The following is a 24,836-nucleotide window of genomic DNA, read 5'->3' as shown; positions in this document are numbered from 1 at the left end:
TAATGGATGTATATAAAATAATTTATTTTTGGAGATCGTAAAAAATTAACTAATAAGATTATGAGCAAGACAAAATTAGAATACATCTGGTTGGATGGGCATGAGCCAACTCAAGAACTACGAAGTAAAACTAAAATAGAAAATGATTTTAGTGGAAAACTGGAAGATTGTCCAATCTGGTCTTTTGATGGGAGCTCAACAGAACAAGCAGTAGGAGGATCCTCCGATTGCTTACTAAAACCTGTTGCGATATACCCGGATCCGGAAAGAAAGAAGGCATTTTTAGTAATGTGTGAGGTTTTAAGTGCCGATGGCTCTGCTCACCCATCAAATCATCGTGCACAAATTGATGATGATGATAATGATTTCTGGTTCGGTTTCGAACAAGAATATTTCTTGATGGATACTGAAACTGATTTACCGTTAGGGTTTCCACGAGGAGGATTTCCCGGGCCTCAGGGTAAATATTATTGTTCTGTAGGTGGAAGGTATACCTGGGGACGCGATTTTGTTGAGGAGCATATGGATATCTGTATAGCTGCCGGCATCAATTTTGAAGGTATCAACCAGGAAGTAGCACCCGGACAATGGGAATTTCAGTGCTTTGCCAAAGGTGCCAAGAAAGCAGGTGATGAAATCTGGATCGCCCGTTATTTATTAAATAGGCTCACAGAAAAATATGGCTACTATATTGAATTACATCCAAAACCTGTTAAAGGAGATTGGAATGGTTCAGGAATGCATGCCAATTTCTCTAATACAACATTGAGAACATGTGGTTCCAAAGAGGTCTATGAGCAAATATGTGAAGCATTCAGGCCTGTTGCTGAAAATCACATAGATGTCTACGGTGCTTTTAATGATGAAAGACTTACCGGACTTCACGAGACGGCTTCTATTAAAGATTTTAGCTATGGCGTATCGGACAGAGGTGCTTCCATTAGAATTCCTATTATTACTGTGGAAAATGGATGGAAAGGATGGTTGGAAGACAGAAGACCTGCTTCTAACGGAGATCCATACAAAATTGCCGGTAGAATTATTAAAACCGTAAAGTCTGCGAACATAGGTGTTACCGCCTAAAAGCAAATTTTAATTTACATAAAAACCGTTTTTGGGGAATCCCGGAAACGGTTTTTTATTTTGTTGCAGGACTTGCTTAAGAAATCCCAAAGATCTTTTTAACTAAGAGTAAAATAAAGAAAGGCAGCGTATCCCACTAGTAATATTATACCGTCTCGCCACCCCAGCCGCAGCCCTTTTGGAATAAACACCAAAGGAAGGACAAGAAAAGCAAATCCCAACATCCAAAATATATCACTGGTTAATAGTCCCTGATCTATTACCTTTATGGGCGTTACAAGTGATGTAATCCCTAAAACTGCCAATAAATTAAATATATTGGACCCTATTAAATTACCTAAACTTATAGCTTTTTCCTTTTTTAAAATAGCTATGACCGAGGCAGCTAATTCCGGGATACTGGTACCAACAGATACTATGGTTATTCCAATGATTCGTTCGCTTACCTGATAAAATGTGGCCAGCCCTATGGCTCCCGTGATCAGAAATTCGGATCCGGCCCAAAGTCCAACTCCCCCCAGCCCCAGGAACAAAACTCCCTTGTACAAAGGAAGTGGCGCAATATCTTCGTGTTCTTCTTCAACTACTGCGGGTTTCTGGAATCTTAGCAGAAAGACAAGAAACAAAAAGAGTGCCACTAGCAAGATAGTACCCTCATATGCTACCAGTACCCCATCGTAGTATATAAAAAAGAAAAATAATAAGGAAGCCGCCATCATTACAGGCCAATCTGTAATATAAAAGGCTTTCCGTACATCTATAGGTGCTAAAAGTAGAATGATCCCTAACACCAGGCCAAGGTTTGCAATATTGGATCCAACGACATTACTAAGCGCCAGATCCGGAAAACCTTCCAATGCCGCATTCACACTTACGATCAATTCCGGTGCAGAGGTAGCAAACGACACAACGGTCATCCCAATGATAAACCTGGGAATATTGAGCCGTAGCGAAAGTGACACTGCCGACTTTAATAACCAATTGCCTCCTAAGATTAAAAGAAGTAAACCAAGAATGATGAAAAATACATTCAAAAGGAAAGTAGTTTCGTTAAAAATACTATGCTAAATCAATTTGTCCGTAAAAAGTACAAAAAACCATACAAACTAGTTTTATAGTTTTTTAACTATTTATTTAGTTTTTCAACTATTTTTTTAGTTTATATTTGATCAAACAAAATTTACTATGCAAAAGCTTACTAACAAGGAGGAAGAGATCATGAAGATCTTATGGCGGTTAAAAAAGGCATTCGTAAAGGAGATCCTTGCCGAGATGAAGGAAGATAAGCCTCATTATAATACACTGTCTACCATTGTACGAAATCTGGAAGATAAAAAGTACGTAGGCTATGAAGCTTTTGGGAACACACATAGGTACTATCCCCTTATTCCAAAAGAAGCCTATAGAAAACAGTTTGTAAATGCAACTATAGCTGACTTTTACGACAATTCTTATAAAAGTCTGGTGTCTTTCTTTGCGAAAGAAGAGAAGATCTCGGTAGCAGAATTAAAGGAAATCATTAAGCTCATCGAAAAGAAAAAGTGATGGAAACAGTATTTGTATACATATTAAAATCGTCCGGGATCCTGGGTATATTCTATGCCGTCTATCTATTTTTCCTGCAAAAGGAAACGTTGTTCAAAGAAAACAGGCGTTTTTTACTCATTGGTATTTTTTGTGCCTTGCTTTGTCCGTTTCTCACTATTCCGGTATATATAGAAATGGTTCCAACCTCGTTTACACAAATTGTCTCTAACTCATCATCTCCTTCGGTAGCTTTTCAAGAATCGGGCTTAGATCTATGGTTGATTGCCACAGTGCTTTATATCGCAGGAATGCTATTTCTATTGGGACGGCTTGGCATACAAGTGTTCTCCTTACGATCTGTATTTTTACATTCAGCCAACAAAACAAAACGTGGAGGCCTGGTTTATATTGAAACATCCAGAAAAATAGCTCCGTTCTCATTCTTCCATTATATCGTTTACAATCCATCCTTATATAACGAAGTAGAATTAGAAGCCATTTTAGCTCATGAAAGAGCTCATTGTTCGCAAAAGCATTCTTTGGACATCCTTATCAGTCATCTTATAACCGTGGTACTTTGGATAAATCCTATGAGTTTTTTATATCGAAATACCATTCGACAAAATCTGGAGTTTCTGGCCGATGCCAGTGCAACTACCACCCTACCCTCTATAAAGAAATATCAATACGCGTTATTAAAAGTTTCAGGGCATGCGTTGCCCATCCCTATCGTCAATCAATTTTATAATTCATTAATCAAAAAACGAATCGTCATGTTACAAAAATCACAATCAAAAAAAGCGAATATGTTGAAGTCGGCCCTGGTACTTCCTGCCCTTGCCCTCTTCCTCTTCAGTTTTAACACTAAAGAGATCTATGTGCCTAATAGTGCTTCTACAGAAGTTAATTGGTTAACTCTTGACTCCGATAAAAAAATAGAGGTAAAGATCACCAAGGACACATCAGATGCCGAATTGGAAAAAATTAAGCAGGATATGACCAAGGAGGGAATTGATTTCTCTTATACCGTAGTGCGAAATGCTAAAAAAGAGATCATTACGCTAGATGTTGATATGAATTCTAAGAAGAGCGAAGGAAAAGAATTTCATGGATCATCGAGCTTTGACAATGATGGGGACCCAATAGACCCGGTTACTATTGTTTTTGATCCTGAAGGTCAATTAATGTTCATGGGAGGAGATGATGACATGGAGTTTGGTTCAAAATCTATGAAAACAAAGATGAAATGGGTCATGGAAGAGGATTCTGAAATTACGGAAGAGATGATGGAGAAGATGGAAGATGAAGGTATTGTGGTAATCAAAGTCACCGAGGATGAAGAAGTAACAACTGATGAAAAAGGAAATGTCACCAAAAAAATAAAGGTCAGGAAGAGTGGAGATGATGAAGATGAACAAAGAATCATTGTAAAAAGGATCAAAGGTGGCGATGATGATGACATAAAGATCATTACAAAGAAATTAGTTATTGGAGATGATGGGGAGGAAATGGAGCTACATGAAGGTGGCGAACATGAAAAACACATAAAGGTGATAAAATCCGAAGGTGGAAAAGATAAAAATGTCTTTATCATAAAAGACTCTGATGATGAGGAAGATATTGAGATCATTGAAGGTGAAGGAGAGGCATTTTTCTTTTTGGATTCTGAAAAAGGTGAAAAACCTCTTTATATAATTGATGGCAAAGAAGTAAACGAGAAAAAGTTTAAGTCCCTATCTCCTAAGGATATCGCCACTGTAAATGTCTGGAAAGGAGACAAAGCAATTGAAAAGTATGGTAAGAAAGCCAAAGACGGGGTGGTAGAAATTACCACCAAAAAGAATTGAATGTGAGGGTCAAGTAAGAAAACAACTAACAACAACCTGAAAAAAACCGATCACCTGCCTGATCGGTTTTTTTGAATTAAAAAGATGAATACTTAAGAAAAGCGTATTTTTTATTCATTTTCTGTCTACAAATTGAAAAAAAAGTTCAAAATCGCCCTACAATTATTACAGTATGAAAGAATTAATGATAATATCTATTACTATTTAAAACAAAGTTGTAGATACAAAGTTTTAATATAGAATAGTATTTATCATTTTACTTACATAAATGTATGTAATTTTATTAAAAATGATTGTTTTCCTTGGTGCGATAAGGGTGCTTTTCTATCTTCTTCAAATATTATAAAACAAAAGACAACATCACTTTAAAATAAAACTATGATCGCACTAGCTAAATTAATCCTTCAGGTATTTATCTTACTAATTAGTATGCTCTTATAAAGATCGCCGGAAATAGGTTTTAAAAAACTTCGTAAGAATACCTATTTTTGGAACATGGGAAAGATGATATTTAAGATACTTGCCAAAATCAACAAATTAGTACTTCCATCGTTTTCTAAAAGACGATTAGATCTTTCCAGAGCCAGTAGTGTTCAAATGGCTCTTATAGGCTGGAGGTACTATATCACCACCAGGGCATTAGATTAGAACCGCATTAAGGATTTTACCTCATAACCAACCAATTTTGCAGCACCTTGGAGCGCTGTAATTTCCAGGAGGAAGTTACACTGAACAACCACCCCGCCAAGGGCTTCAACAAGTTTGCAGGTAGCCTTTGCGGTTCCCCCGGTGGCTAATACATCATCGTGAACCAATACCTTCTCGCCTTTTAGAATAGCATCTTCATGGATCTCTAGTGTATCTGTCCCATATTCGAGGTCATAAGTATGACTAATTTTCTTATACGGTAATTTCCCAACTTTTCGTACTGGTACGAATCCGGCTTTGAGAGCTACCGCTAAGATCGGGCCGTAAAAAAATCCTCTGCTTTCCATCCCAACCACTTTATCTATCTTTTGATCTCCAATAAAATCTACCAAGGCGTCGGAAGCCGCTTTCAGCGCCTCAGGATCTTTTAACAAAGGGGTAATATCTTTAAAACTCACCCCTGGTTTAGGGAAATCGGGGATGTCTCGCACAAACTTCTTAAAATCCATCTATTTGGTTTCGCTTAATTTTGCCCTAAATGTAAAAAGAAATATATTTGCAGCCCATTAGAAGTACCGAGCAGCACCTATAATGAGTTTTATTTAGAAAGAAAGTATAAAGGCCTCGTAGCATAACTGAATAATGCACTTGATTACGGCTCAAGAGATTACAGGTTTGAATCCTGTCGAGGTCACTACAATCAGAAAGTCCATTACGCAAGTAATGGATTTTTTGTTTTACGGAGCCCCGGAAGCCCTGGCTTTCAGGTGGCGGAGTAAAATAAAAAACAGCGCGTCAGCGATGGACTTTCTATTTGCAAAGGGGAGCTCAAAGGCTCACGAGTGAAACGAGTAATCCTGCTTGTTTTAAAAAGCTGAGCCATGCCTACGGCATGTAAACCTGCCTGTGCGGAGGCACGGATAACATATCCGCATAAGCGATGGACTTTCTATTTGCAAAGGGGAGCTCAAAGGCTCACGAGTGAAACGAGTAATCCTGTTTGTTTTAAAAAGCTGAGCCATGCCTACGGCATGTAAACCTGCCTTTAGGGAGGTACGGATAACATATCCGCATAAGCGATGGACTTTCTATTTGCAAAGGGGAGCTCAAAGGATCACGAGTGTAACGAGTAATCCTGTTTTGTTCAAAGCGAGCCCTGCCTGCCTGTCCTCCGTACGAGACTTCGGAAGGCTGGCCGGTTTATCTGCCGTAGGCAAGGCAAGCAGGTTTGTCAGTAACATTATGCGAAGCGAAATGAATCCTGTATGCTTTTTAAAAGAAGTACTATCTATGGCAAACGGTTGGTCATCCTTTGAAATTCCTACTCAAACATCAAACTAATAAACTCCGCCACACATGCAGGTTTTTCTGATCCCTTTATCTCCACTTCACAATTCCAGGTGATCTTAAGACCATTTTCTCCATAATCTTCAATCTTTAGTACGCGGCCATTTAAACGAACTCTACTATCCACCAACACCGGACTAGGGAATCGAACTTTATTCAAGCCGTAGTTAACACCCATCTTGGCCGACTTTACCAGTATACTATCTCCCAACAGCTTGGCCAGAAGGGAAACCGACATAAAACCATGAGCCACAGGTTTTTTAAAGGGGGAGTATTTGGCGGCCTTCTCTACATCAATATGGATCCATTGAAAATCCATAGTGGCTTTCGCAAAGTCATTGATCATTTCCTGGGTAATGGATAGCCAATCCCCTGTTGGAATTGTCTTACCCTCCAGCTCTCTAAATGCTTTAAAATCTTTAACTTCAAGTTTTGCCATGGTTTCTATTTATCGTGATGTTCCTCCGTCTATTGTCAAACAGATCCCGGATACAAAACGCGCCTCATCCGATGCCAGATACAAATACCCATAAGCAATATCAATAGGCTCTGCTACCGTTTTCAATGGGATACTTGCCTTGATTGCCGCAAAGTGCTCCTCAGGAATCTTATCTACCATATCCGTCATCGTAAATCCGGGCGCAATCGCATTTGCAGTGATACCATATTTTCCAAATTCAACCGTCCAGGTTTTAGACATAGCAATAACACCGGCTTTGGTTGCCGCATAATTCGTCTGCCCAAAATTACCTCGTAAGCCAACATTAGATGCCGCACTTACTATTCGTCCATATTTACTGGCTTTCATATACGGAATAACGGCCTGGGTACACAAGAACACGCCCTTCAAATTCACGTCAATAACGGCATCCCATTCTTCTTCGCTCATCTTTTCTAACGTTCTGTCCCTGGTTATTCCTGCATTATTAATAAGGATGTCTATTTTTCCATATCTCTTGTGTATGGTACTAAAAAGGCCCTCAATGGCTTTCTTATCCGTGACAGAAACCGAATGAAATTCAGCTTTACCCCCATTAGCGTTGATCCCGTCCGAAACTTTCTGCCCCTGAGGCAGCAGATCCAGGATAATGACCGTGGCACCTTCTTTAGCAAAGAGTTCGGATATCGCCTGCCCTATTCCCCTTGCACCACCTGTAATTATGGCTATTTTATCTTGTAGTCTCATTCATCAACTAATTTAATGTTTACATTTTTACCACTAATTTGCCCTTTACTTTCCGGTCCATCATCTCCTGCAATGCCTTTGAAGTATCCTCAAGGTCGTATATTTTATGAATGTGAGGTCTAAGCTTTCCCTCTCCATACCATTTCATTAAAGTCATTGCATTCTCCATATTGGCCTTTGGATCCTTCATCGCAAAAGTGCCCCAAAAAACGCCCACAAGGGAAGCTCCTTTTAATAATGCAAGGTTCAAGGGGATCTTTGGTATGTTCCCCGCTGCAAATCCTACCACAAGATATCTTCCTTCCCAGGCCATCCCCCTAAAAGCTGATTCGGTATAATCTCCGCCAACAGGATCGTAAATAACATCAACGCCTTTTCCATTTGTGAGTTCTTTGATTGCCGACTTTAAATCTGTTTTACTATAATTAATGGTCTGGTCTGCGCCATATTCGCGACACAATGCTAATTTATCATCAGTGGAGGCTGCAGCAATAATGTTGGCTCCCATCAACTTTCCCAGTTCAACCGCGGCAAGGCCAACTCCTCCGGAAGCCCCTAAAACCAGTAAGGTCTCCCCTTGCTGAAGTTGAGCACGATCTTTTAGCGCATGATACGAAGTTCCATAGGCGATCATAAAGGAGGCCGCTACCGGAAAATCCATGTTCTCTGGTTTTCGGAAGCAGGCGTTTGCCTGCACCACTACTTCTTCTGCCATGGCGCCAAAGGTCACAAAGCCAAAAACGGCATCACCAATTGCAAGGTGTTTCACCCCTTCTCCTACGCTTTTTATAATTCCCGCAAAATCACTGCCGGGAGTAAAAGGTAGTTCCGGTTTAAATTGGTAAAGTCCCTGAATAATTAAAGTATCCGGATAATTAATGCCGCAAGCTTTTACCTGCACCACCACCTCGTTTTCCTTAGGACTTAAGCCATCCATCTCTTCTAAAACCAAAGATGAGGGTGGTCCATAAACCTTACAACGTATTGCCTTCATCACTTTTTAATCTTCAATTACTTTCAAGACCAATTTACCCAGTTTGTCTCCTGAGAATAATCGCTTAAATGTTTCGGGGAAATTCTCTATTCCTTTATAAATATCTTCACGAGCCTTTATTTTTCCTTCTGCCATCCAGCCACCCAGAATTTTAGCTCCCTCAGCATATCTTGGCGCATAGTCAAAGACAACCATGCCCTGCATGGTGGCCCTATTCACCAAAAGAGACAGATAGTTGCTAGGACCTTTTACTGCCAGTTTATTGTTGTACTGAGAAATGGCACCGCAGATCACGATCCTGGCGTGCATCCGCAATCTGGTTAAGGCAATATCTAAAATATCACCCCCTACATTGTCAAAATACACATCGATCCCTTTTGGACATTCTTCTTTTAATCTGGTAGCTACATTTTCATTTTTATAATCTATACAAGCATCAAATCCCAATTCATCTACTACATAACTACATTTGTCTGCACCGCCTGCTATCCCAACTACCCTGCACCCTTTGATCTTCGCAACTTGACCAACAATACTACCAACGGCACCTGCAGCACCGGAAACAAGAACCACATCACCTTCTTTTATCTTACCCACTTCGGTAATTCCAAAATAGGCTGTCATTCCGGTCATTCCCAACGCACCAATATAGGTTGGCAAGGGAGCAATTCTTGGATCTACCTGGTAAAATCCTTGCCCATCTGTCGCACAATATTGCTGTACCCCCCCTGTTCCTGCAACATGGTCGCCCACCTTAAATTTTGAATTTTTCGAAGCAACCACTTCCCCAACAGAACCGGCACGCATTACAGAGCCAATAGCCATTGGTTCGATATAGGATTTACCTTGGTTCATCCATCCGCGCATGGCGGGATCCAGAGAAACATAATGCTGTTTAACCAGTATTTGCCCTTCTTTAATTTCGGGAATAGGATTGGTTTCTAATGACCAGGTAGAAGCATCTGCTTCTCCAATGGGTCTTTTTACAAATAAGAGTTGTTTGTTCATTATCATTTATTTTTTCTTTTTATTGGAAAAACTAGCAACATAGGCCATCATCTTTGCCCTAATTTCGGGCTTCCACCATAAGGTAGCCGCTTCTTTTAGGGAATTTTCCGGATCCGGATCAAGCTTATCCAGCCAATGTCTTCTGAGTTTCTTTTTAGTGTTGATCCAAATTTCAGGATCTGCCTTCAAATAATGCCTCATCTTATTTTCTGAATGCTCCAGGACCTCATCCAATGGAAGCAGGGCGTCTACCAAACCTGCCGCTTTAGCCTCAACACCCGAAAGTAACTTACCTTCCAGAATGTACCTGTTCGCAAGACCTTCCCCCATCCAGAAAGCATATCCTTCCGTAAGGTTTTGTGATATTTGGATGTTGACAGCCACCTCGTTAAGTCCGATCACATAGTTGCCTCCGGTAGCCATATATCGATTATCACTGGCAACAGCAAGGACACAACCCCCGGCAGGGGAATGACCCGTAATTGCGCTTATAAACGGTTTTGTAAAGCGCACCAGTTCCAGGTATAATACTCCAAAGGCACTAAAAAAATCGTGGATCTGTTGCTCGTTATACTGAACAAGTTCAATAAGATCCAAGCCTGCTGAAAAATAGTGTGGTTGCCCTGACAGGATCACTCCTTTTACTTTGTCATCCTTTTCAATTTCGCTAAAGACCTGCCTAAGTTCCTGCACCATTTCGTGATTAATGGCATTCACCTTCCCCCTATTCATTTGAACAATGGTATAGCCTTCTTTTTTTATGAGTTTTAGTGTATTCATTCTTTATGTTGTCCTTTATTTAAAGCAGGGATGTTCCCCCGTCTATGGTAATAGTCTGTCCCGTGATGTATTTTGAACCATCTGAAGCGAGCCAGGCAATGGTTTCGGCTACCTCTGTGGCTTCTCCAAATCGGCCCATTGGGATCAACTGTTTTAACTTTTGTTCCATATCTGGCCTACTAGATAATAATTGATCTAAGAGTGACGAATGGGTATAGCCCGGGCAAACTGCATTGATCCGAATATTTTTACTCCCATATTCCAAAGCAGCCGATTTTGTCATTCCTACTACGGCAAATTTACTGGCACTATAGGAAAGATTATTTCCCGTTGGTTTCAGGCCTGCCAAAGAAGCAATATTAATAATGTTACCATATCCCTGCTCCGTCATCTGCTTTAAGGCCAATTTCATACAATAAAATACCCCTGTCTGATTTACTGCTATAACATTATGCCAATCATCCAGGGTGTGTTCTGCTGTCTTTTTTTGGTTCCTGCCCCCAATCCCGGCGTTGTTTACTAGTACATCAATACTACCATGTTCCTTAATCACCTGACTCAGCAAAGCATCTACCTCTTCGTACCTGGTTACATCTGCCTGATATGCGGTGGCAACACCTCCCGCTTTCTTTATTTCACGAACCACTTCTTCGGCATTTTTCAGATTGATATCTGAAGCGATGACCTTGGCCCCTAAGGAAGCCATTAGCGCAGCGGAGGCCGCTCCTATACCGCTTCCTGCTCCGGTTATAACTATTACTTTTTTTTTCAATTCCATTTTTCTTCTAGCTTAATACAAATTATCTATTTGATTTTTTTGAATGGCTTGCCAGGCCGTATTACAGGAAAGGGCAGACACCTTGTTCAATTGGGCAAAGCGCTTATCTGTGGTATGTCCGTGCTTAAACCTGTAATAGATCTGCTGAGCGATCACGGCTATTTTAAACAATCCATACACAAAATAGAAGGTCAAATTGTCAATATTTCTACCACTTTTTAGTGCATATTGCTGTACAATATCTGTTCGCGAAGGATTGCCCTCCATCACTGTTGGGGAAGGGAGGCCTTGTTTCATTATTTCGGCATCATTGGCAGAGGTCCAATACCCCAGGGATGTTCCAAGGTCCATTAATGGATCTCCCAAAGTGCACATTTCCCAATCTAAAATGGCCACTATCCTATTCCATTGCGTATCTGAAAATACGACGTTATCATATTTATAATCGTTGTGAACAAGGCTGTAAGAATATTGCCTTGGCTGATGTTCTTCCATCCATGCCATTACCTTTTTTGCACTGGGTACATCCTCTGTAGCTGCGGCCATATATTGTCTCCCCCAGTTGGTAACTTGCCTGGCCACATAGCCTTTGGGCCTGCCAAGTGATTCCAGGCCAGCAGCCCTATAGTCCAGTTCATGGAGTTCTACAAAGGTATCTAACCATGTATCCGAGATGGTCCTGAATTCAGAAGGGTTTAACTTTCTTTCACTGGCCTCTCTTGTGGTCAGGATAATCCCTTCTACCTTTTCCATGATGTAAAATGGTACACCGAGTATTTTAGGATCTTCAGTGTAAGCATATACCTTAGGAGTTTTGTTAAATACCTTGTGCAATGAGTCTAGCACTTTAAATTCTCTGCCCATATCGTGACCGCGTTTAGGTGCTGAAAAAGGTGGTCTTCGAAGTACGTATTCTTTTTCTTCAATGTTGAGCTGATAGGTAAGATTGGAATAGCCATTTTGAAACTGACCCACGGTCATTTCACTTTTTTCATCATGTATAAGCCCATGACTTTGTAAAAACCTTTTAAGATCTTTTTCATTGAGTTCTTCTCCTTTTCGAACCGGTTTTGTGACCTCCTTCACTGACATTATTATTGACTGATATATTGTTTGATGGTGTTTTTCCCCAACTGACTCATATGAACCTCATCTGGTCCGTCTGCTAATCGCAGTGTTCTGGCAGCCGCATAGAAGTGTGCTAAGGGAGAATCCTGACTCACCCCTTTGCCTCCCATGATCTGTATCGCCCGGTCTATGACCTTTTCGGCCATGCTGGGCGTTACTATCTTGATCATGGCAATAAGGTCTTTGGCTTCCTTGTTTCCGGTTTTATCCATTTTATCTGCTGCGGAAAGAACCAGTAGTCGCGTTTGTTCTATTTCACATCGGGAACGGGCTATATCCTGACGAATACTGCTATAGGTATCCAGAGATCTCCCAAAAGCAATTCGTTCTGAAGCCCTTTGTGACATTAGCTCCAATGATCTTTGCGCCATTCCAATAAGTCGCATACAATGATGAATTCTTCCGGGACCCAATCTACCCTGAGCAATTTCAAATCCTTTTCCCTCACTAAGCAGTATATTTTTCTTTGATACCCGTACGCTATCCAAGGTAATCTCTGCATGCCCCTCGGGAGAGTCATAGTACCCAAAAACACTTAATGGTCGTTTAATAGTTAAACCGGGTGTATCCATAGGGACCAATATCATACTTTGCTGCAGGTGTCTGGGTGCCTCAAAATCTGTTTTTCCCATGACAATGGCAATCTTGCAATGTGGATCCATCCCGCCAGATGACCACCATTTAGTTCCGGAAATCACATACTCATCTTTGTCTTCGACAATAGCAGTTTCAATATTAGTTGCATCGGAAGAAGCTACCTCTGGTTCTGTCATTAAAAAAGCAGATCTGATAGTGCCCTCCATTAAAGGTCGCAACCATTGCTCTTGTTGTTCTGCAGTACCATACCTGGCCAATACTTCCATATTCCCGGTATCTGGCGGACTACAATTAAATACTTCTGAGGACCATTGTATCCGGCCCATATATTCTGCCAGGGGAGCATATTCCAAATTGCTAAGTCCGGGGCTTAATGATCCATACCCCTTTGGCAAGAATAAATTCCATAATCCCGCTTTTTTGGCCTTTTCCTTCAACTCCTCCAACCCCGGCCATTTTTTCCAGATATTCTTGGTATCGCTATAGAATAAAGTAACCTCATCATCAACGGGTAGAATGTTTTTCTCAAAAAAGCGATTCAATTTATCCTGAAACTCTAAAGACCTTGTGCTGTGTTCAAAATTCATTTTGATACTATTTGTATTTTATTCATATCTATCCGGATACCAAATAGCCTCCATCGGCAACATAAACACCTCCGGTCATATACGACCCGGCATCAGAAGCCAATAACAAGACCAAACCGGCCAATTCATCCGGATTGGCCATACGGTTCATGGGTAGCGACTTGGTAAATCTCTCAACCAGTTTTTCATCACTCCAGAGGCTTTCACTGAATTTGGTTTTAATTAATCCCGGACATATTACATTAGCCCTTACACCGTATCTTCCCCATTCCTTAGCCTGATTTTTAGTAAGCATTATTAAAGCAGATTTGGTGGCACTGTAAAGCCCCAGACCAAATCCGGGTCGTAGCCCTTCCACAGAAGAGATATTGATAATACTACCGGCACCATTTTCTTTCATAGAAGGCAACACTAAATTGGAAAGCAGCCAGGGTGCCTTCACGTTAATATCCATGATCTTATCGAACACCGCTTCGTCCGAACCTTCCAGAGGACCATAATACGGATTGATAGCTGCATTATTCACTAAAATATCTATCCTTCCATACTGCTTCATAGTTTTGGCAATAAGAGATGAGCGCTCCTGAGAATCACCAATATGACATTGTATGCCTATCGCCTCCAGACCCATAGCTTTGAATTCATCCACTACCTTGTCTACGGCCTCTTGTTTTCTGCTACTGATCACTACTTTAGCACCATTCTCTGCCAGGCCAAGGGCAATTGCCTTCCCTATCCCCTTGCTCGAGCCTGTAATAATAGCGACTTTCCCCTTGAGGTTAAATTTTGATTTTAAAGTATCCATATTCAGTATGCTGTCTTTTTGGATTTTATAGTTTTTAAGCAAATATTTTAGTCTCAGTTGGTACCGTTAACACCTCCTTATTAGTAAGCACTTCAGCCAAAGAAGTAGTTTTTGAAAGTTCATATTTAAAATAAAATTTCATTGCATGGATCTTCGCACTATAGAAATCATCGGTAAAATTAGTGTCTCCATCGACCAAAGCACTTTGTGCGCTTCTGGCCATATCTAACCACAACCAGGCTACTGTTATGTTTCCAAAAAATTCCATAAATACGGTAGCATCGGATAGGAAGCGTTCATAATCTCCTTTCATTGCAAATCCCATGAGAGATTGAACCACCTTTTGAGCCAAACCTACTTTTTCACCTAGTATTTTGGCGTACGGGACCAGGGATTCATGGTTCATTGCCTGTTTTATGGAATTTGATATCTCCTCAGATAATAATTGAAATGCACGGCCCTTGTCCATGGTTATCTTTCGGCCCAGGAGATCCTGAGATTGAATGCCTGTTGTTCCTTCATAAATTGAAAATATCCGTATATCCCTTAGATATTGCTGTAGGATATAATCTGAACAGAAGCCATATCCACCAAGAACCTGAACCCCTAAGTCTACAGCTATTTTACCCAATTCTGATGGATACGTTTTTACTATGGGGGTCATTATTTCCAATAACAGTGTATATTTTTCCCGTTCTTTCGGATCTGCTAGCGCTAGTGAAAGATCCTGATATTTTGCTGCCAATAAAATAAGGCTCAAGGAACCTTCAGAGATGGTTTTTTGCAGCAGCAACATTCTACGCACATCAGGATGATTGATAATAAGTGTCTGCTCCTGGTCTACATCTTTTTTGCCGGTGCTGGTTAATTTACGTCCCTGAGGTCTTTCATTTGCATAATTTAAGGAAGCGTGATACGCTGCCGTAGCTATCGCAGCAGCACCTCTGCCCACACCAATTCTGGCTCCGTTCATCATCAGGAACATATATTTTAACCCTTGATGTGCTTCTCCTACCAGCCACCCGGTACAATCTTCCTTATCCCCAAAGAACAAGTGTGTAGTGCAATAGCCTTTCTGCCCCATTTTCTGAAAATCGGCAACGGTAGTAACATCATTAGATCTTAAGCCTCCCTCTGCAGACGGCCTGTTCTTTGGAACCACAAAAAGTGAGATGCCCCTGGTGCCTGCCGGTGCCCCTTTGATACGGGCCAATACTAAGTGAACTATGTTTTCGGCTCCCTCATAATCTCCTGCAGAAATAAATATTTTCTGCCCATGGATCTTATAAGTATCTCCATCTGGCGTTGCGGAGGTAACAATATCCGAAAGTGAACTACCTGCCTGTGGTTCTGTTAAACACATGGTACCTCCCCATATTCCGCTTAACATGTTAGGAACATAGGTGTCATTCAATTCCTGATTGCCAAAATGAGTGATGAGTTCTGCAGCACCGATGGTCAAACCTATATATCCCGGTAATTGATTGTTAGCTGCTTCCTGAATATAGGCAGATGCATTGACCGCCATAGCTGGCATTTGCATACCGCCTGAAGCCGTACTAAATGGTCCTGAGATAAAACCCATGTCACCACCAGCCTTCATGTATTTTGTTACTTGTGGGTGCACTACTATTTTTCCATCTTTATAGTGAGCAGGATTTTCATCCATCTCCCTGAAATAGGGAAACATCTCTTTATCCGCAAAATCTTTGACGGCATTCAACATCATATCTATAGACTCCAGATCATAATCCGAATACCTATCCTGTTTCAGGACTGTTTGAAGGTTGTGGACATCAAAAAGTAAAAATTTCAGAGTGTCCATGTCTATATATTGCTTTGCCATAGTGCTATTGTGTATTTATTCAGTCTTCTAAGATAAGCGTTTAAATGGGCACTACCTTATGCTGATAGTAGTTCCTTAAAAAACTTGGAAATGAAGCTTTAAAATCAGCTCCCCTGGATAATAATTTAACTTATTTAGATGGGGATAAGGAATTTCCACAAGCTATAGAAAATGCGTTATTAAATGACAATATATTAGACAAGAACCTAATTAGAATAAAGAAGTTGTATCGTTTGTCTTCAAAAGCCTATAAGCACTACCTTTGTAAAAAATTATCTGTTATGAAATTACATCCCGCAACCAGGTTGTTCACAGTGCTAATATTAATTCTATTTACCTCTTGTTCTAAATCTTCTTCTGAAGAACACAGCATCTCACAGGAACAACTAGAAGCAATTTCCGGAATGTACAATCTCACTGAATATATAATTAGTCCAGCACAGGATCTCAATAATGATGATGTATCCTCCGAAGATCTGTTGGATGAGCTAGACTGCCTTAACGCCAGTATTATTCTACGGGAGGACCTCAGTTTTAGTTTGTTTGCTATCCAGCTAAATATTACTTCTATTACCAACGACCAATACGCCATTTTCTGTGGTGATAATAAATCTACAACCGGCACCTGGGACCTGGTGAACAACCAGATCGTTCTCTCACAGGGAACTGAAGGAACTTATTCCCTAAATGGCTCTGTCCTAACACGGACGGAAGGCAAAAACTTACCCGATTTTCAGCGAATGGTCTATCAAAAACAATAAGGTTTAACTATTACCGGCAGAAAAAAAATTCATCTTATAGATCTATACGTTTAACTCCTTTAAAAAAGGATTACAATTCACGAAACACTATACTGTATCTTTGCAAAAAATTAAGGCATGGAAATTATTTTACAACCGTGGCCATGGTATGTTTCAGGGCCTCTGATATCCTTGGTCATGATTACACTGATCTACTTTGGTAAAACCTTCGGGATGTCTAGCAACCTGAGTACTTTATGCAGTATAGGGGGAGCTGGTAAATACGCATCTTTTTTTAAACAGGATTGGAAAGCACATCGCTGGAATCTTACGGTGGTTCTAGGTGCTGTTATAGGTGGTTTTATAGCGGTCACGTTCTTGTCTGATGGGTCGGTGATTGATCTGAATCCAACAACAGTATCGGACCTCAATGAACTTGGATTTAAGAATGCAGGTGCTACGCTGTTGCCGCCAGAACTCTATGATTGGGACTCGGTTTGGAGTTTGAAAGGATTACTTATACTCATCGGCGGAGGATTTATAGTTGGTTTTGGAACCCGCTATGCCGGAGGCTGTACCTCGGGCCATGCCATTACCGGCTTGAGTAATTTGCAGTGGCCATCTTTTGTTGCAGTTATTGGTTTCTTTATAGGAGGCTTACTAATGATCCATGTTTTATTCCCTTTAATATTTACCGTATGAAATTGTTGAAATTTTTATTTGTCGGAATCTTTTTTGGGATCGTCCTGGTAAAATCTGAGGCAGTTTCGTGGTACAGGATCTTTGAGATGTTTAAGTTTCAATCCTTCCATATGTACGGAATTATTGGATCTGCAGTCCTATTAGGAATCATTGCCATTTGGATTATCAAAAAAACTCAACTGAAAAGCATAGAGAACGATACTATCATAATACATCCCAAGGATAAAGGTATGTTTCGCCTTCTGATTGGAGGAACGATCTTTGGATTGGGTTGGGCATTGGCCGGGGCTTGTCCGGGTCCTATGTACATCCTTGTTGGTACTGGAGTTTTTAGTATGTTGCTCGTTATTGGAGGGGCCATCCTTGGCACTTTTGTCTACGGTTTAATACGTAATAAACTGCCCCATTAATTGCTTTTACATAGGTACTTCCTCCAAAGGAAGAGATACCTTGATCATACTGATCTCTCCCGTTCTCTGGAAGATCTTGGTGCTTGTCTCAGGGTCTAGAATTACGTCATTATTATTCTGTACCGATCCATCCTTGAACAAAATTTCCACAGCTTTTTCCTTACCAAAAGTATAGACCACAGGGGTTTGACAATAGGTAAAAGCTAATGATCCGGGTGGTAAAGAAATAGACTGCTCTTTTTGATCTAGGCCTATGTATGCAAATTCCTGATTCTCCGTAAGGATCTCTTCCTTTTGTAACAAACCTACTCCAAAAGAAAGCCTTCCATCCCGGACCTCAACTCCTAATTCGGCTATACGGCTTAGAATATCTTCTTTTACCTGCCCGGTCATACCGGGCTGCTGTGCCCCTTTGGTTGCCGGTGTATGAGAATAGGGATCTGTTGGGAATGCCCCGTATAGTTGCGGGGATTTATGAACACCAATACCTTCATTGATCTCATGGAAATGTGTCATAAGACCCTGTATCACTTCTTTTTTTGCTCCTTGTTCAATGGCACTCTTACAGCATTCCATCACAGCCAACAGCAATTTAGATACCATATGCCAGTAAATAGATCCCAGGCCTTCATAGCCAAAAAATGTGCCCGATCTTCCTGTAAACGACTTATGATCGAAGACTTCCTCAAAGATTTCCAGGATCATTTCTTTTTCCTTGTTTACCAACTTTGAATTAGATTTTGTTTCTAATACCTCCAAAGCATGTTTCAGATCTTTCGCATTGTTGAAATTTCCACTGAAATGGAAAGCCCCGTCAGTATCCTGTTCCACAATCTGCCCGTTGCCCTCCTTCACCAATTGTGTTAATAGTGCCGAACTTTTTATAGCTGATGCTGGTATTACATTCTTGTCCATAAAGCGCGGCAGTTCTTTATTGGGGTACAGAATATAACTGAACTGATCCTTGCGGTACAAGGCGCTTTGTTTCAGATTGTCTAGCAGGCGGAGTACATTCTCCGGACTTAAATAACCCGAACTTAATACTGCGACCTGCCCTTCGAGCATTACACTTAAATAATCTACAGAAGTTCCTTTTTTAGGCCCAATTTCGATAAGATTATAAGAGTGAAACAAATTGTCTTCACGCTGGTTAGCGTCTATTGAATGTTCCAGGTATGGCAACATTGTATCTGTAAATTGCAGCAGTTCGTTCTTTGATATGGAAGCTTTTCTTCCGCTGTATCCTGAATTATAGATCTGCTCCCTGTAGTCGCTCCCAGCCATGCCAAGACCGTCCATAATCTGTAAGCGTTCATGGTCTGAGAAAGACCCTTCGAGACTATTTTTATGGGTTTCCAGGGTTAGCACCACCGATTTAAAGAATTGGACCAATTCCTCAGATACTTCCACTTTATTCGTGGCATTTTTTTCTATGATCTGCCTGAATTTTACCAAAAACCTGCGCAGGTAATACAGCGTTACCATAGATACTCCATTGCCAACCAATGCATTGTTAGCATCGTTCCATTCCGGTCTCTGTGTATTGAGCCAGATCCCTGCCTCCGGTATAAAATTAGAACACTTGGCCAGCATTGTTGCCAATAATTTTTCTACCAGATTTACATGGTAAACCCTACCGTTATGCCCTTGTAATAATGCTCCGTCTGCTCCAACTTTTTCTTTGAAACCATTGATCTTATGATCCAGGTCATGATCAAAAATAATAGTATCCTTAGGATCTGCTATAATATCGTAATAGCTTTTTATCTTATAAGGAACATTGGCATATACAAATAATGACTGATCCCAATACTCGGCAAGTCTCGAAGGATAATAATCTTCAATGAACTCGAGGAATTTCAATAAGTAAATGATCTGATGATCTCCCCAATACCCTATATAGGACCATGGATCATTGGGTTCTATTACCTCCCAGTCAAAACCACTTTTAGTGACCCGGTAAGGGTTATAGCCTTCAAAAGTAGAGGCATTAAGAAACTTGTGTATCATACTGTCCATGAACTCCGGATACGAATGTGCAAGAGCTTCCCAATTCTGGAAAATATCTCGCCAGTTGCCTTCGTAATCCAGGATCTTGGAGCCGTCTACCTCACTTCGGGTATTGATGGAGAATTTATTCCATGGCCTACTTGGATCCCCGTGCCTACGACTAAATTTTAAGGGCAGGTATTCCAGACAAAGTCGCTGAAAATCTGCATTCTTACTTTTCATAGAAAGAGCCCTCAGCGTCTGTACGCTAAAAACTTCTGGTAATTGTTCCAATTGTTTTGAAAATGATTCAAAAACCTTCTTATTGGCATTCTGTAAATAAGTACTTAAATCGGCTCTTTCTACATTGTAATCGTGATCAAATATGCCTCCACGCATAATGTTATACAACACATTGGCGTAGTGCCTGGATGTTCTGAGTTGATCTCGTGTACTTTGCAAACCATCGGCAGCCCCTGCTAACATGCGCAATCCTTTGGTTCCCATTTCTACATCTGCCTTTACTTCCTTTTCGAGACTTGCAGGTGATTTTAGTCTACTCTTAAGATCGGCAATGCCGGAAACGCTCTGGTTTACATTGGCAATGATCATCCATTCTGTGGAATCATTGGCCTTTATTGTAGTATTAGCATTCACAAAGTAGGCTCCTTTCTCGGCTCTGATATCGGTTTCCTGTGTGAGGGAGGTACCCTCTTTAAAATCTTGTAATTGAAGAGATGACACCAGATAGGTCGCTTTTTTGAACCCGAGGGACCAGGCCACATTAGCCTTTAATGCCTCACTCGGTTCTGCTTTATCAACAATAATGGCACTAAGCGCATATATTCCCAAGCCGCATGATGGCAACAATTCATTTTTCTTATAGGCATCTACCAGATTACTTCGGGAATTTTGAAGCTCCGTGGTAACACCATAGGGAAGGATGTTCTGGATTCCATCGAGGATGTCTACCTTGATTTCCTTATCCGACTGACTTGTAAGCTTATTGCGCTTTACAAAGCCAAACTGATTGCTGGAGTTCCATTGATAGGTAAAGGTAAGCTTGAGATCCTCATTGATCTCCTCAAAGATTACCTTATTCCCATACATGTTTTTATACAGGTTTTTGCGGATACTATAAAGACCCTTGTATTTATCGGAAAATGGCTCCCACAGATAAGTTTCTGAACCGCTCTTTACTCGTAAGATGGTTTTACTGCCGGTGATCTCTGCAGACTCGGTGATCTTATCATCTGTATAATATGGGAACAAGGCAAACTCGCTGTTCTTCCTTCCTGCACTTAGCCCGCCATTACTGGATATGAACATCCAATGATTAGATTCGCTAACGATACTCATAAAAAAAGGTCGCATCTCGTTACTATTCCCAATTTTATAAAATGCCTCATTGTCTATAATCACCTGACTGCCTGAAACTTTCGCTGATCCCGTGTGTATTATATTTTCCCCTATTTTAATTGCTTTCCCCATGGTAATTGCATTATATTTTAATATTTCATTTTAATTTTTGGATCATCTGATTAAAAAACCCGTGTACTATTCCACTAAAAATGGAATATTGGCAGTGGCCGCTAGTTTATTGCTATCTGTTGCATACACAAATAACCGATATTTTCCCGCCGCCGGGGTTTTTATAAATACAGTATTCTCATCTTGTTCTTTTAAAACACCCTCTACCGCTGCTTGTTTTTCCTCATAATCGCCCCCGTCCTTCAGATCTGTGCTTTCAGGTAATACTTCCCACCGATATTTAATAGGGTTATTTTGGTAATTAGTGGTTTCAACAATGGCCGGGTATTTCTGGTTCGGGGCGAGGATTACATTTTCATAAGCCGTTTTTCCATTTAGGATGAACGAATCTATTTTGGGTGATCTGTGAACTGGCCAGGATCCGTTCCAAATATAGTGCATTACATCTACGGCTTCAGTTTCCTCTCCATCTTCCAGGAACATTCCATACCAGGTTGGCGTTCGTTCTTGTTTGTTTCCCCAGAGAAAAACATAAGAGCCTATACACTGTTCAGGATCTGCCCCTATCCCTGCATTATACCGCTTTAAATAATTTGCCGCTTTTACCGTACTGTTCTCTTCAATAGGTGCTCCCCACGAGGTTTTGGGCACTTCCCAATGTCCGGTTGCACCCCATTCAGAAACTATATACGGACCTTCCCATCCAAATTGACGAACCTTTTTTGGTAAAATTGGCAGACTACCATATAGCTGAAAGGAAAGAACATCCAGATCCGGGCATCGTTCTTTGATGCATTGTACCTCTTTTCTGAATATCCCGGATAAACTAGTGGTAGTTAAATGATTCGGATCTACCTCATGAATCATTTTAGAGATATCATTCACTGCATCCCAAACTTTTGCATTAGTATACCTGAGATTGAGCTCATTACCAATACCCCACATCAACAGGGCCGGATGATCCTTTAATTGTAAAACTTCTTTTCTAATAGCTTCTAATTGCCTGTTTACTTCATTGGGATCATTGTAATCAAAACCATGGCGCTCCCGTCCTACTTCAAGACCCATACAAACCATTAGTCCATATTTATGTGCCTCATCCAATATTTCCCTGGCGGTTCTTCTGCCATTGTTTGTACGCCAGGTTCGAAAAGAATTACCCTTGTGTTTTGCGAGTGTTTTAATATCGCCAAATTCTAGTCCGGCACCCCGGATAAAGAAAGGTTCTTTATTTACCAACAACTGAAATGCCCCCTTAGTTTCTTCAATCTCTACCTTAGCAGGTTTTAACGCATTTAGTTTTTTATCTTCTGATGTGGTATGTATGGTCATTTTAATTGGCATTGAAAAAGTAGACTTTTAATTTTATGCTACTGTCTTATCAATAGTTCTTCTACTTCCTCTAAAGTCTTGCCTTTGGTTTCTATCACGAATTTGTAGACAAAGAGAACCGCAAATAATGACAATAGCGCATAGAGAGCGAATGTAACGGTTGGCCCCAGATTAGAAAGTTCCCATGGAAATACCTGGGTTACAGAAAAACTAATCAAAGAGTTAAAAAAACCCACTACGGAAACAGCAATACCTTTTATCTTGCTTGGAAATATCTCCGAGATCAGGGTCCACATTACAGGCCCCAGCGAAATAGCAAAAGAAGCAACATATAATAATATAGCAATTAAGACCAGTGTAGCATTTATCTGTATAAAATTGGTGATCTCATTACGCTTAAAAACAAGAAATTGAGCCTCATTTAGATGTTCTTGAACTGCCTCAAAAAGTACGGCCTGGCCATCATAAGACTGCCCATTCAGGTCGGCAAGAGCAGTTTTAACTTCCTGATCTGACACCTTCTCCAGGGTTGTATCATTAAAATCGTAGGTAGCATTATTAAAAGCATAGGTAGCCATCAGTAAAGCTATGGTCATGAAGGTTGTTCCTATTAACAACAGTGGTTTTCTTCCCAGTCTGTCAATGAGCCATATAGCTACCAGCGTAAACACCAAATTGGTTAGCCCTACCACAATAGCCTGCAGAAATGAGGAATCTGTACTACCACCTGCCTGTTCAAATATGGTTGGTGCGTAATAGAATACGGCGTTGATCCCTGTAATTTGTTGGAAGAATGCAATACCCAGTGCAATTACCATGATAGTGGCGTATTTACTTTTGAAAATATCGGCCAATCTGCCTTTTTCTTCTTTCTTATCTACCCGTCGATCGATTACTTTATCCACCAGACCGTATTCAACGCCCTGTTCCGCGCTCATGAAATTATCACGTTCGGTATCCCGATCGATCTCGCTGTCCTTCTTGCCGGTATGATGAGCCAGCAGGCTGTTCAATCTTGCCCGAACCGCGAGTATCTCCTTGGCGTGAATCTCGAAATCGCTGGCCTGTCCCTGGAAACCGCCGAGCGGCTGGTGAATCATGACCCGCGAATGCGGCAAGCCATAGCGCTTGCCCGCGCTGCCACCGGCGAGCAGGATTGCACCCATGCTCGCGGCCTGACCGGTACAGAGGGTGCTGACGTCGGGCCGGATAAACTGCATCGTGTCGTAAATCGCGAGTCCGGCGGTAACCGAACCGCCGGGGCTGTTGATATACAGCGAAATGTCCTTGTCCGGATTTTCCGACTCGAGAAACAGCAGCTGGGCGACGATCAGATTCGCCATGTGGTCTTCGATCGGTCCGACGACGAAAATGACGCGCTCCTTGAGCAGGCGCGAGTAGATATCGTACGCGCGCTCGCCGCGGGCGGATTGCTCGACCACCATCGGTACCAGGTTAGCCTGTGGATCGAGGTAGTCAGGCAGGATCGAATCGATCCCGGAATTGTTGCGATAATCTTTCATCTGCGGTCCGTGGTTCGTGGTTACAGTTTGCCGTTCATCAAATCTTCGAAACCTGCCGGCTTTTCGGTGACATTGGCCTGTTCCAAGATATGGGCAACGACCTGGTCTTCAAGCACCATGCTCTCGACGCTGGAGCGGGCCTGCTGATTCTGCCGATAGTACTCGCGCACCTGGTCGGGCTGCTCGTAGGAAATGGCCATTTCCTCGATGGTGGATTCGACAAGCTCCTGATCCAGCTCGATTTTTTCCATTTTTATGACTTCACCAATCAATAGTCCGAGCTGCACGCGGCGGGTCGCTTCTTCGCGAAACAGTTCATCCGGAAAGCTCGACGCATCGACCTCCGACGGGTCTCGATTCATGCGCTGCGCGGCCTGCGCCCGCAAATTGTTGATCTCTTCGGCGATCAGCGCCGCCGGCGCGATGATTTCGTTGTGTTCGAGCAAGCCGTTCAGGACGAGGTTCTTGAGATGCGCCTTGAGGCGATC

At 41.4% G+C, this 24,836-nt stretch carries 24 protein-coding genes, 1 tRNA gene and 1 pseudogene; 9 read left to right on the top strand and 17 right to left on the bottom strand.

All coding sequences use genetic code 11. From position 1 onward, the window contains the following. The first annotated feature begins 60 nt into the window (after positions 1 to 60). Complete coding sequence (locus Q0X72_RS03490; protein ID WP_297762056.1) at positions 61 to 1,083, top strand: glutamine synthetase beta-grasp domain-containing protein; 1,023 nt, start codon at positions 61 to 63, stop codon at positions 1,081 to 1,083. 98 nt (positions 1,084 to 1,181) lie between these two features. Here the strand turns inward: Q0X72_RS03490 and Q0X72_RS03485 are convergent, their stop codons facing one another. Next, positions 1,182 to 2,117, bottom strand: a complete 936-nt coding sequence (locus tag Q0X72_RS03485; RefSeq protein ID WP_297762054.1) for a calcium/sodium antiporter — start codon at positions 2,115 to 2,117, stop codon at positions 1,182 to 1,184. 151 nt (positions 2,118 to 2,268) lie between these two features. Between Q0X72_RS03485 and Q0X72_RS03480 the strand changes: the two genes are divergently transcribed. From Q0X72_RS03480 to Q0X72_RS03470, 3 genes are all read left to right on the top strand, one after another. Next, a complete protein-coding gene (locus Q0X72_RS03480) occupies positions 2,269 to 2,628 on the top strand; it encodes a BlaI/MecI/CopY family transcriptional regulator (RefSeq protein ID WP_297762052.1) in 360 nt (119 codons plus the stop codon). Beyond that, complete coding sequence (locus tag Q0X72_RS03475; protein ID WP_297762050.1) at positions 2,628 to 4,457, top strand: M56 family metallopeptidase; 1,830 nt, start codon at positions 2,628 to 2,630, stop codon at positions 4,455 to 4,457. The genes Q0X72_RS03480 and Q0X72_RS03475 overlap by 1 nt, the downstream gene beginning before the upstream one ends. Positions 4,458 to 4,952: 495 nt before the next feature. Beyond that, positions 4,953 to 5,105: an SsrA-binding protein gene (locus Q0X72_RS03470; RefSeq protein ID WP_297762049.1), complete on the top strand. Its 153-nt coding sequence runs from the start codon at positions 4,953 to 4,955 to the stop codon at positions 5,103 to 5,105. On the opposite strand, the gene Q0X72_RS03465 is transcribed toward Q0X72_RS03470, so the two are convergent. Then, a complete protein-coding gene (locus Q0X72_RS03465) occupies positions 5,102 to 5,614 on the bottom strand; it encodes an adenine phosphoribosyltransferase (protein WP_297762047.1) in 513 nt (170 codons plus the stop codon). The two genes, Q0X72_RS03470 and Q0X72_RS03465, sit on opposite strands and share 4 nt — an antisense overlap. A 111-nt stretch (positions 5,615 to 5,725) precedes the next feature. Here Q0X72_RS03465 and Q0X72_RS03460 point away from each other — a divergent pair. Beyond that, positions 5,726 to 5,799: transfer RNA gene (locus Q0X72_RS03460), tRNA-Arg, on the top strand. Between the two features lie 326 nt (positions 5,800 to 6,125). Beyond that, positions 6,126 to 6,446 (top strand): hypothetical protein, encoded by a 321-nt coding sequence (locus Q0X72_RS03455; protein WP_297762045.1) that lies wholly within the window; start codon positions 6,126 to 6,128, stop codon positions 6,444 to 6,446. On the opposite strand, the gene Q0X72_RS03450 is transcribed toward Q0X72_RS03455, so the two are convergent. The 10 genes from Q0X72_RS03450 to Q0X72_RS03405 are packed head-to-tail and all read right to left on the bottom strand — an operon-like array spanning position 6,427 to position 16,161. Continuing rightward, positions 6,427 to 6,891, bottom strand: coding sequence for a MaoC family dehydratase (locus tag Q0X72_RS03450; protein ID WP_297762043.1), 465 nt, complete (start codon positions 6,889 to 6,891; stop codon positions 6,427 to 6,429). The genes Q0X72_RS03455 and Q0X72_RS03450 overlap by 20 nt on opposite strands. A gap of 9 nt (positions 6,892 to 6,900) precedes the next feature. Then, positions 6,901 to 7,638: an SDR family NAD(P)-dependent oxidoreductase gene (locus Q0X72_RS03445; protein WP_297762041.1), complete on the bottom strand. Its 738-nt coding sequence runs from the start codon at positions 7,636 to 7,638 to the stop codon at positions 6,901 to 6,903. A 19-nt stretch (positions 7,639 to 7,657) separates the two neighbouring features. Next, entirely contained in the window at positions 7,658 to 8,632 is a 975-nt protein-coding gene (locus Q0X72_RS03440; RefSeq protein WP_297762039.1) for an NADPH:quinone oxidoreductase family protein, read from the bottom strand. 6 nt (positions 8,633 to 8,638) lie between these two features. Beyond that, positions 8,639 to 9,640, bottom strand: a complete 1,002-nt coding sequence (locus Q0X72_RS03435) for an NADP-dependent oxidoreductase (RefSeq protein WP_297762037.1) — start codon at positions 9,638 to 9,640, stop codon at positions 8,639 to 8,641. Positions 9,641 to 9,646: 6 nt separating this feature from the next. After that, complete coding sequence (locus Q0X72_RS03430) at positions 9,647 to 10,420, bottom strand: enoyl-CoA hydratase/isomerase family protein (RefSeq protein WP_297762035.1); 774 nt, start codon at positions 10,418 to 10,420, stop codon at positions 9,647 to 9,649. Positions 10,421 to 10,439: 19 nt separating this feature from the next. Beyond that, on the bottom strand, positions 10,440 to 11,198 hold the full coding sequence (locus tag Q0X72_RS03425; protein ID WP_297762033.1) for an SDR family NAD(P)-dependent oxidoreductase: 759 nt from the start codon (positions 11,196 to 11,198) through the stop codon (positions 10,440 to 10,442). A 12-nt stretch (positions 11,199 to 11,210) separates the two neighbouring features. Then, entirely contained in the window at positions 11,211 to 12,290 is a 1,080-nt protein-coding gene (locus tag Q0X72_RS03420) for a phosphotransferase family protein (protein ID WP_297762031.1), read from the bottom strand. Positions 12,291 to 12,292: 2 nt separating this feature from the next. After that, positions 12,293 to 13,510 (bottom strand): acyl-CoA dehydrogenase family protein, encoded by a 1,218-nt coding sequence (locus Q0X72_RS03415; RefSeq protein ID WP_297762029.1) that lies wholly within the window; start codon positions 13,508 to 13,510, stop codon positions 12,293 to 12,295. 28 nt (positions 13,511 to 13,538) lie between these two features. Beyond that, complete coding sequence (locus Q0X72_RS03410) at positions 13,539 to 14,315, bottom strand: SDR family NAD(P)-dependent oxidoreductase (protein WP_297762027.1); 777 nt, start codon at positions 14,313 to 14,315, stop codon at positions 13,539 to 13,541. Positions 14,316 to 14,349: 34 nt separating this feature from the next. After that, the gene (locus tag Q0X72_RS03405) at positions 14,350 to 16,161 is read right to left on the bottom strand and encodes an acyl-CoA dehydrogenase (protein ID WP_297762025.1); all 1,812 of its coding nucleotides are present in this window, start codon (positions 16,159 to 16,161) and stop codon (positions 14,350 to 14,352) included. A gap of 281 nt (positions 16,162 to 16,442) precedes the next feature. On the opposite strand from Q0X72_RS03405, the gene Q0X72_RS03400 reads away from it, so the two are divergent. The 3 genes from Q0X72_RS03400 to Q0X72_RS03390 all read left to right on the top strand — a co-directional run bounded on the left by Q0X72_RS03400 (position 16,443) and on the right by Q0X72_RS03390 (position 18,013). Next, on the top strand, positions 16,443 to 16,922 hold the full coding sequence (locus Q0X72_RS03400) for a hypothetical protein (protein ID WP_297762023.1): 480 nt from the start codon (positions 16,443 to 16,445) through the stop codon (positions 16,920 to 16,922). A gap of 117 nt (positions 16,923 to 17,039) precedes the next feature. Beyond that, positions 17,040 to 17,603, top strand: a complete 564-nt coding sequence (locus Q0X72_RS03395) for a YeeE/YedE thiosulfate transporter family protein (protein WP_297762021.1) — start codon at positions 17,040 to 17,042, stop codon at positions 17,601 to 17,603. After that, positions 17,600 to 18,013 carry a DUF6691 family protein gene (locus tag Q0X72_RS03390; protein ID WP_297762019.1) on the top strand — a complete coding sequence of 138 codons (414 nt, stop codon included), beginning with the start codon at positions 17,600 to 17,602 and terminating at the stop codon, positions 18,011 to 18,013. The genes Q0X72_RS03395 and Q0X72_RS03390 overlap by 4 nt, the downstream gene beginning before the upstream one ends. A gap of 6 nt (positions 18,014 to 18,019) precedes the next feature. Here Q0X72_RS03390 and Q0X72_RS03385 read toward each other — a convergent pair whose 3' ends face one another. The 5 genes and pseudogenes from Q0X72_RS03385 to Q0X72_RS03365 all read right to left on the bottom strand — a co-directional run. Next, positions 18,020 to 21,493, bottom strand: a complete 3,474-nt coding sequence (locus Q0X72_RS03385) for a hypothetical protein (RefSeq protein WP_297762017.1) — start codon at positions 21,491 to 21,493, stop codon at positions 18,020 to 18,022. Positions 21,494 to 21,559: 66 nt separating this feature from the next. Next, positions 21,560 to 22,825 carry a glycoside hydrolase family 2 TIM barrel-domain containing protein gene (locus Q0X72_RS03380; protein WP_297762015.1) on the bottom strand — a complete coding sequence of 422 codons (1,266 nt, stop codon included), beginning with the start codon at positions 22,823 to 22,825 and terminating at the stop codon, positions 21,560 to 21,562. 38 nt (positions 22,826 to 22,863) lie between these two features. Further along, positions 22,864 to 23,730, bottom strand: a complete 867-nt coding sequence (locus Q0X72_RS03375) for an MFS transporter (protein WP_297762141.1) — start codon at positions 23,728 to 23,730, stop codon at positions 22,864 to 22,866. Continuing rightward, a pseudogene (gene clpP / locus Q0X72_RS03370) lies at positions 23,707 to 24,348 on the bottom strand (ATP-dependent Clp endopeptidase proteolytic subunit ClpP); the annotation flags it as partial. The pseudogene clpP and the gene Q0X72_RS03375, both read right to left, overlap by 24 nt. Positions 24,349 to 24,368: 20 nt before the next feature. Beyond that, positions 24,369 to 24,836 (bottom strand): hypothetical protein (locus Q0X72_RS03365; RefSeq protein WP_297762013.1); only part of this gene is annotated, 468 nt, incomplete at its 5' end.

The sequence above is a fragment of the uncultured Muriicola sp. genome (genome assembly GCF_947258935.1).
Classification (GTDB): Bacteria; Bacteroidota; Bacteroidia; order Flavobacteriales; family Flavobacteriaceae; genus Muriicola.
This window is presented reverse-complemented; position numbering and strand designations above follow the sequence as displayed.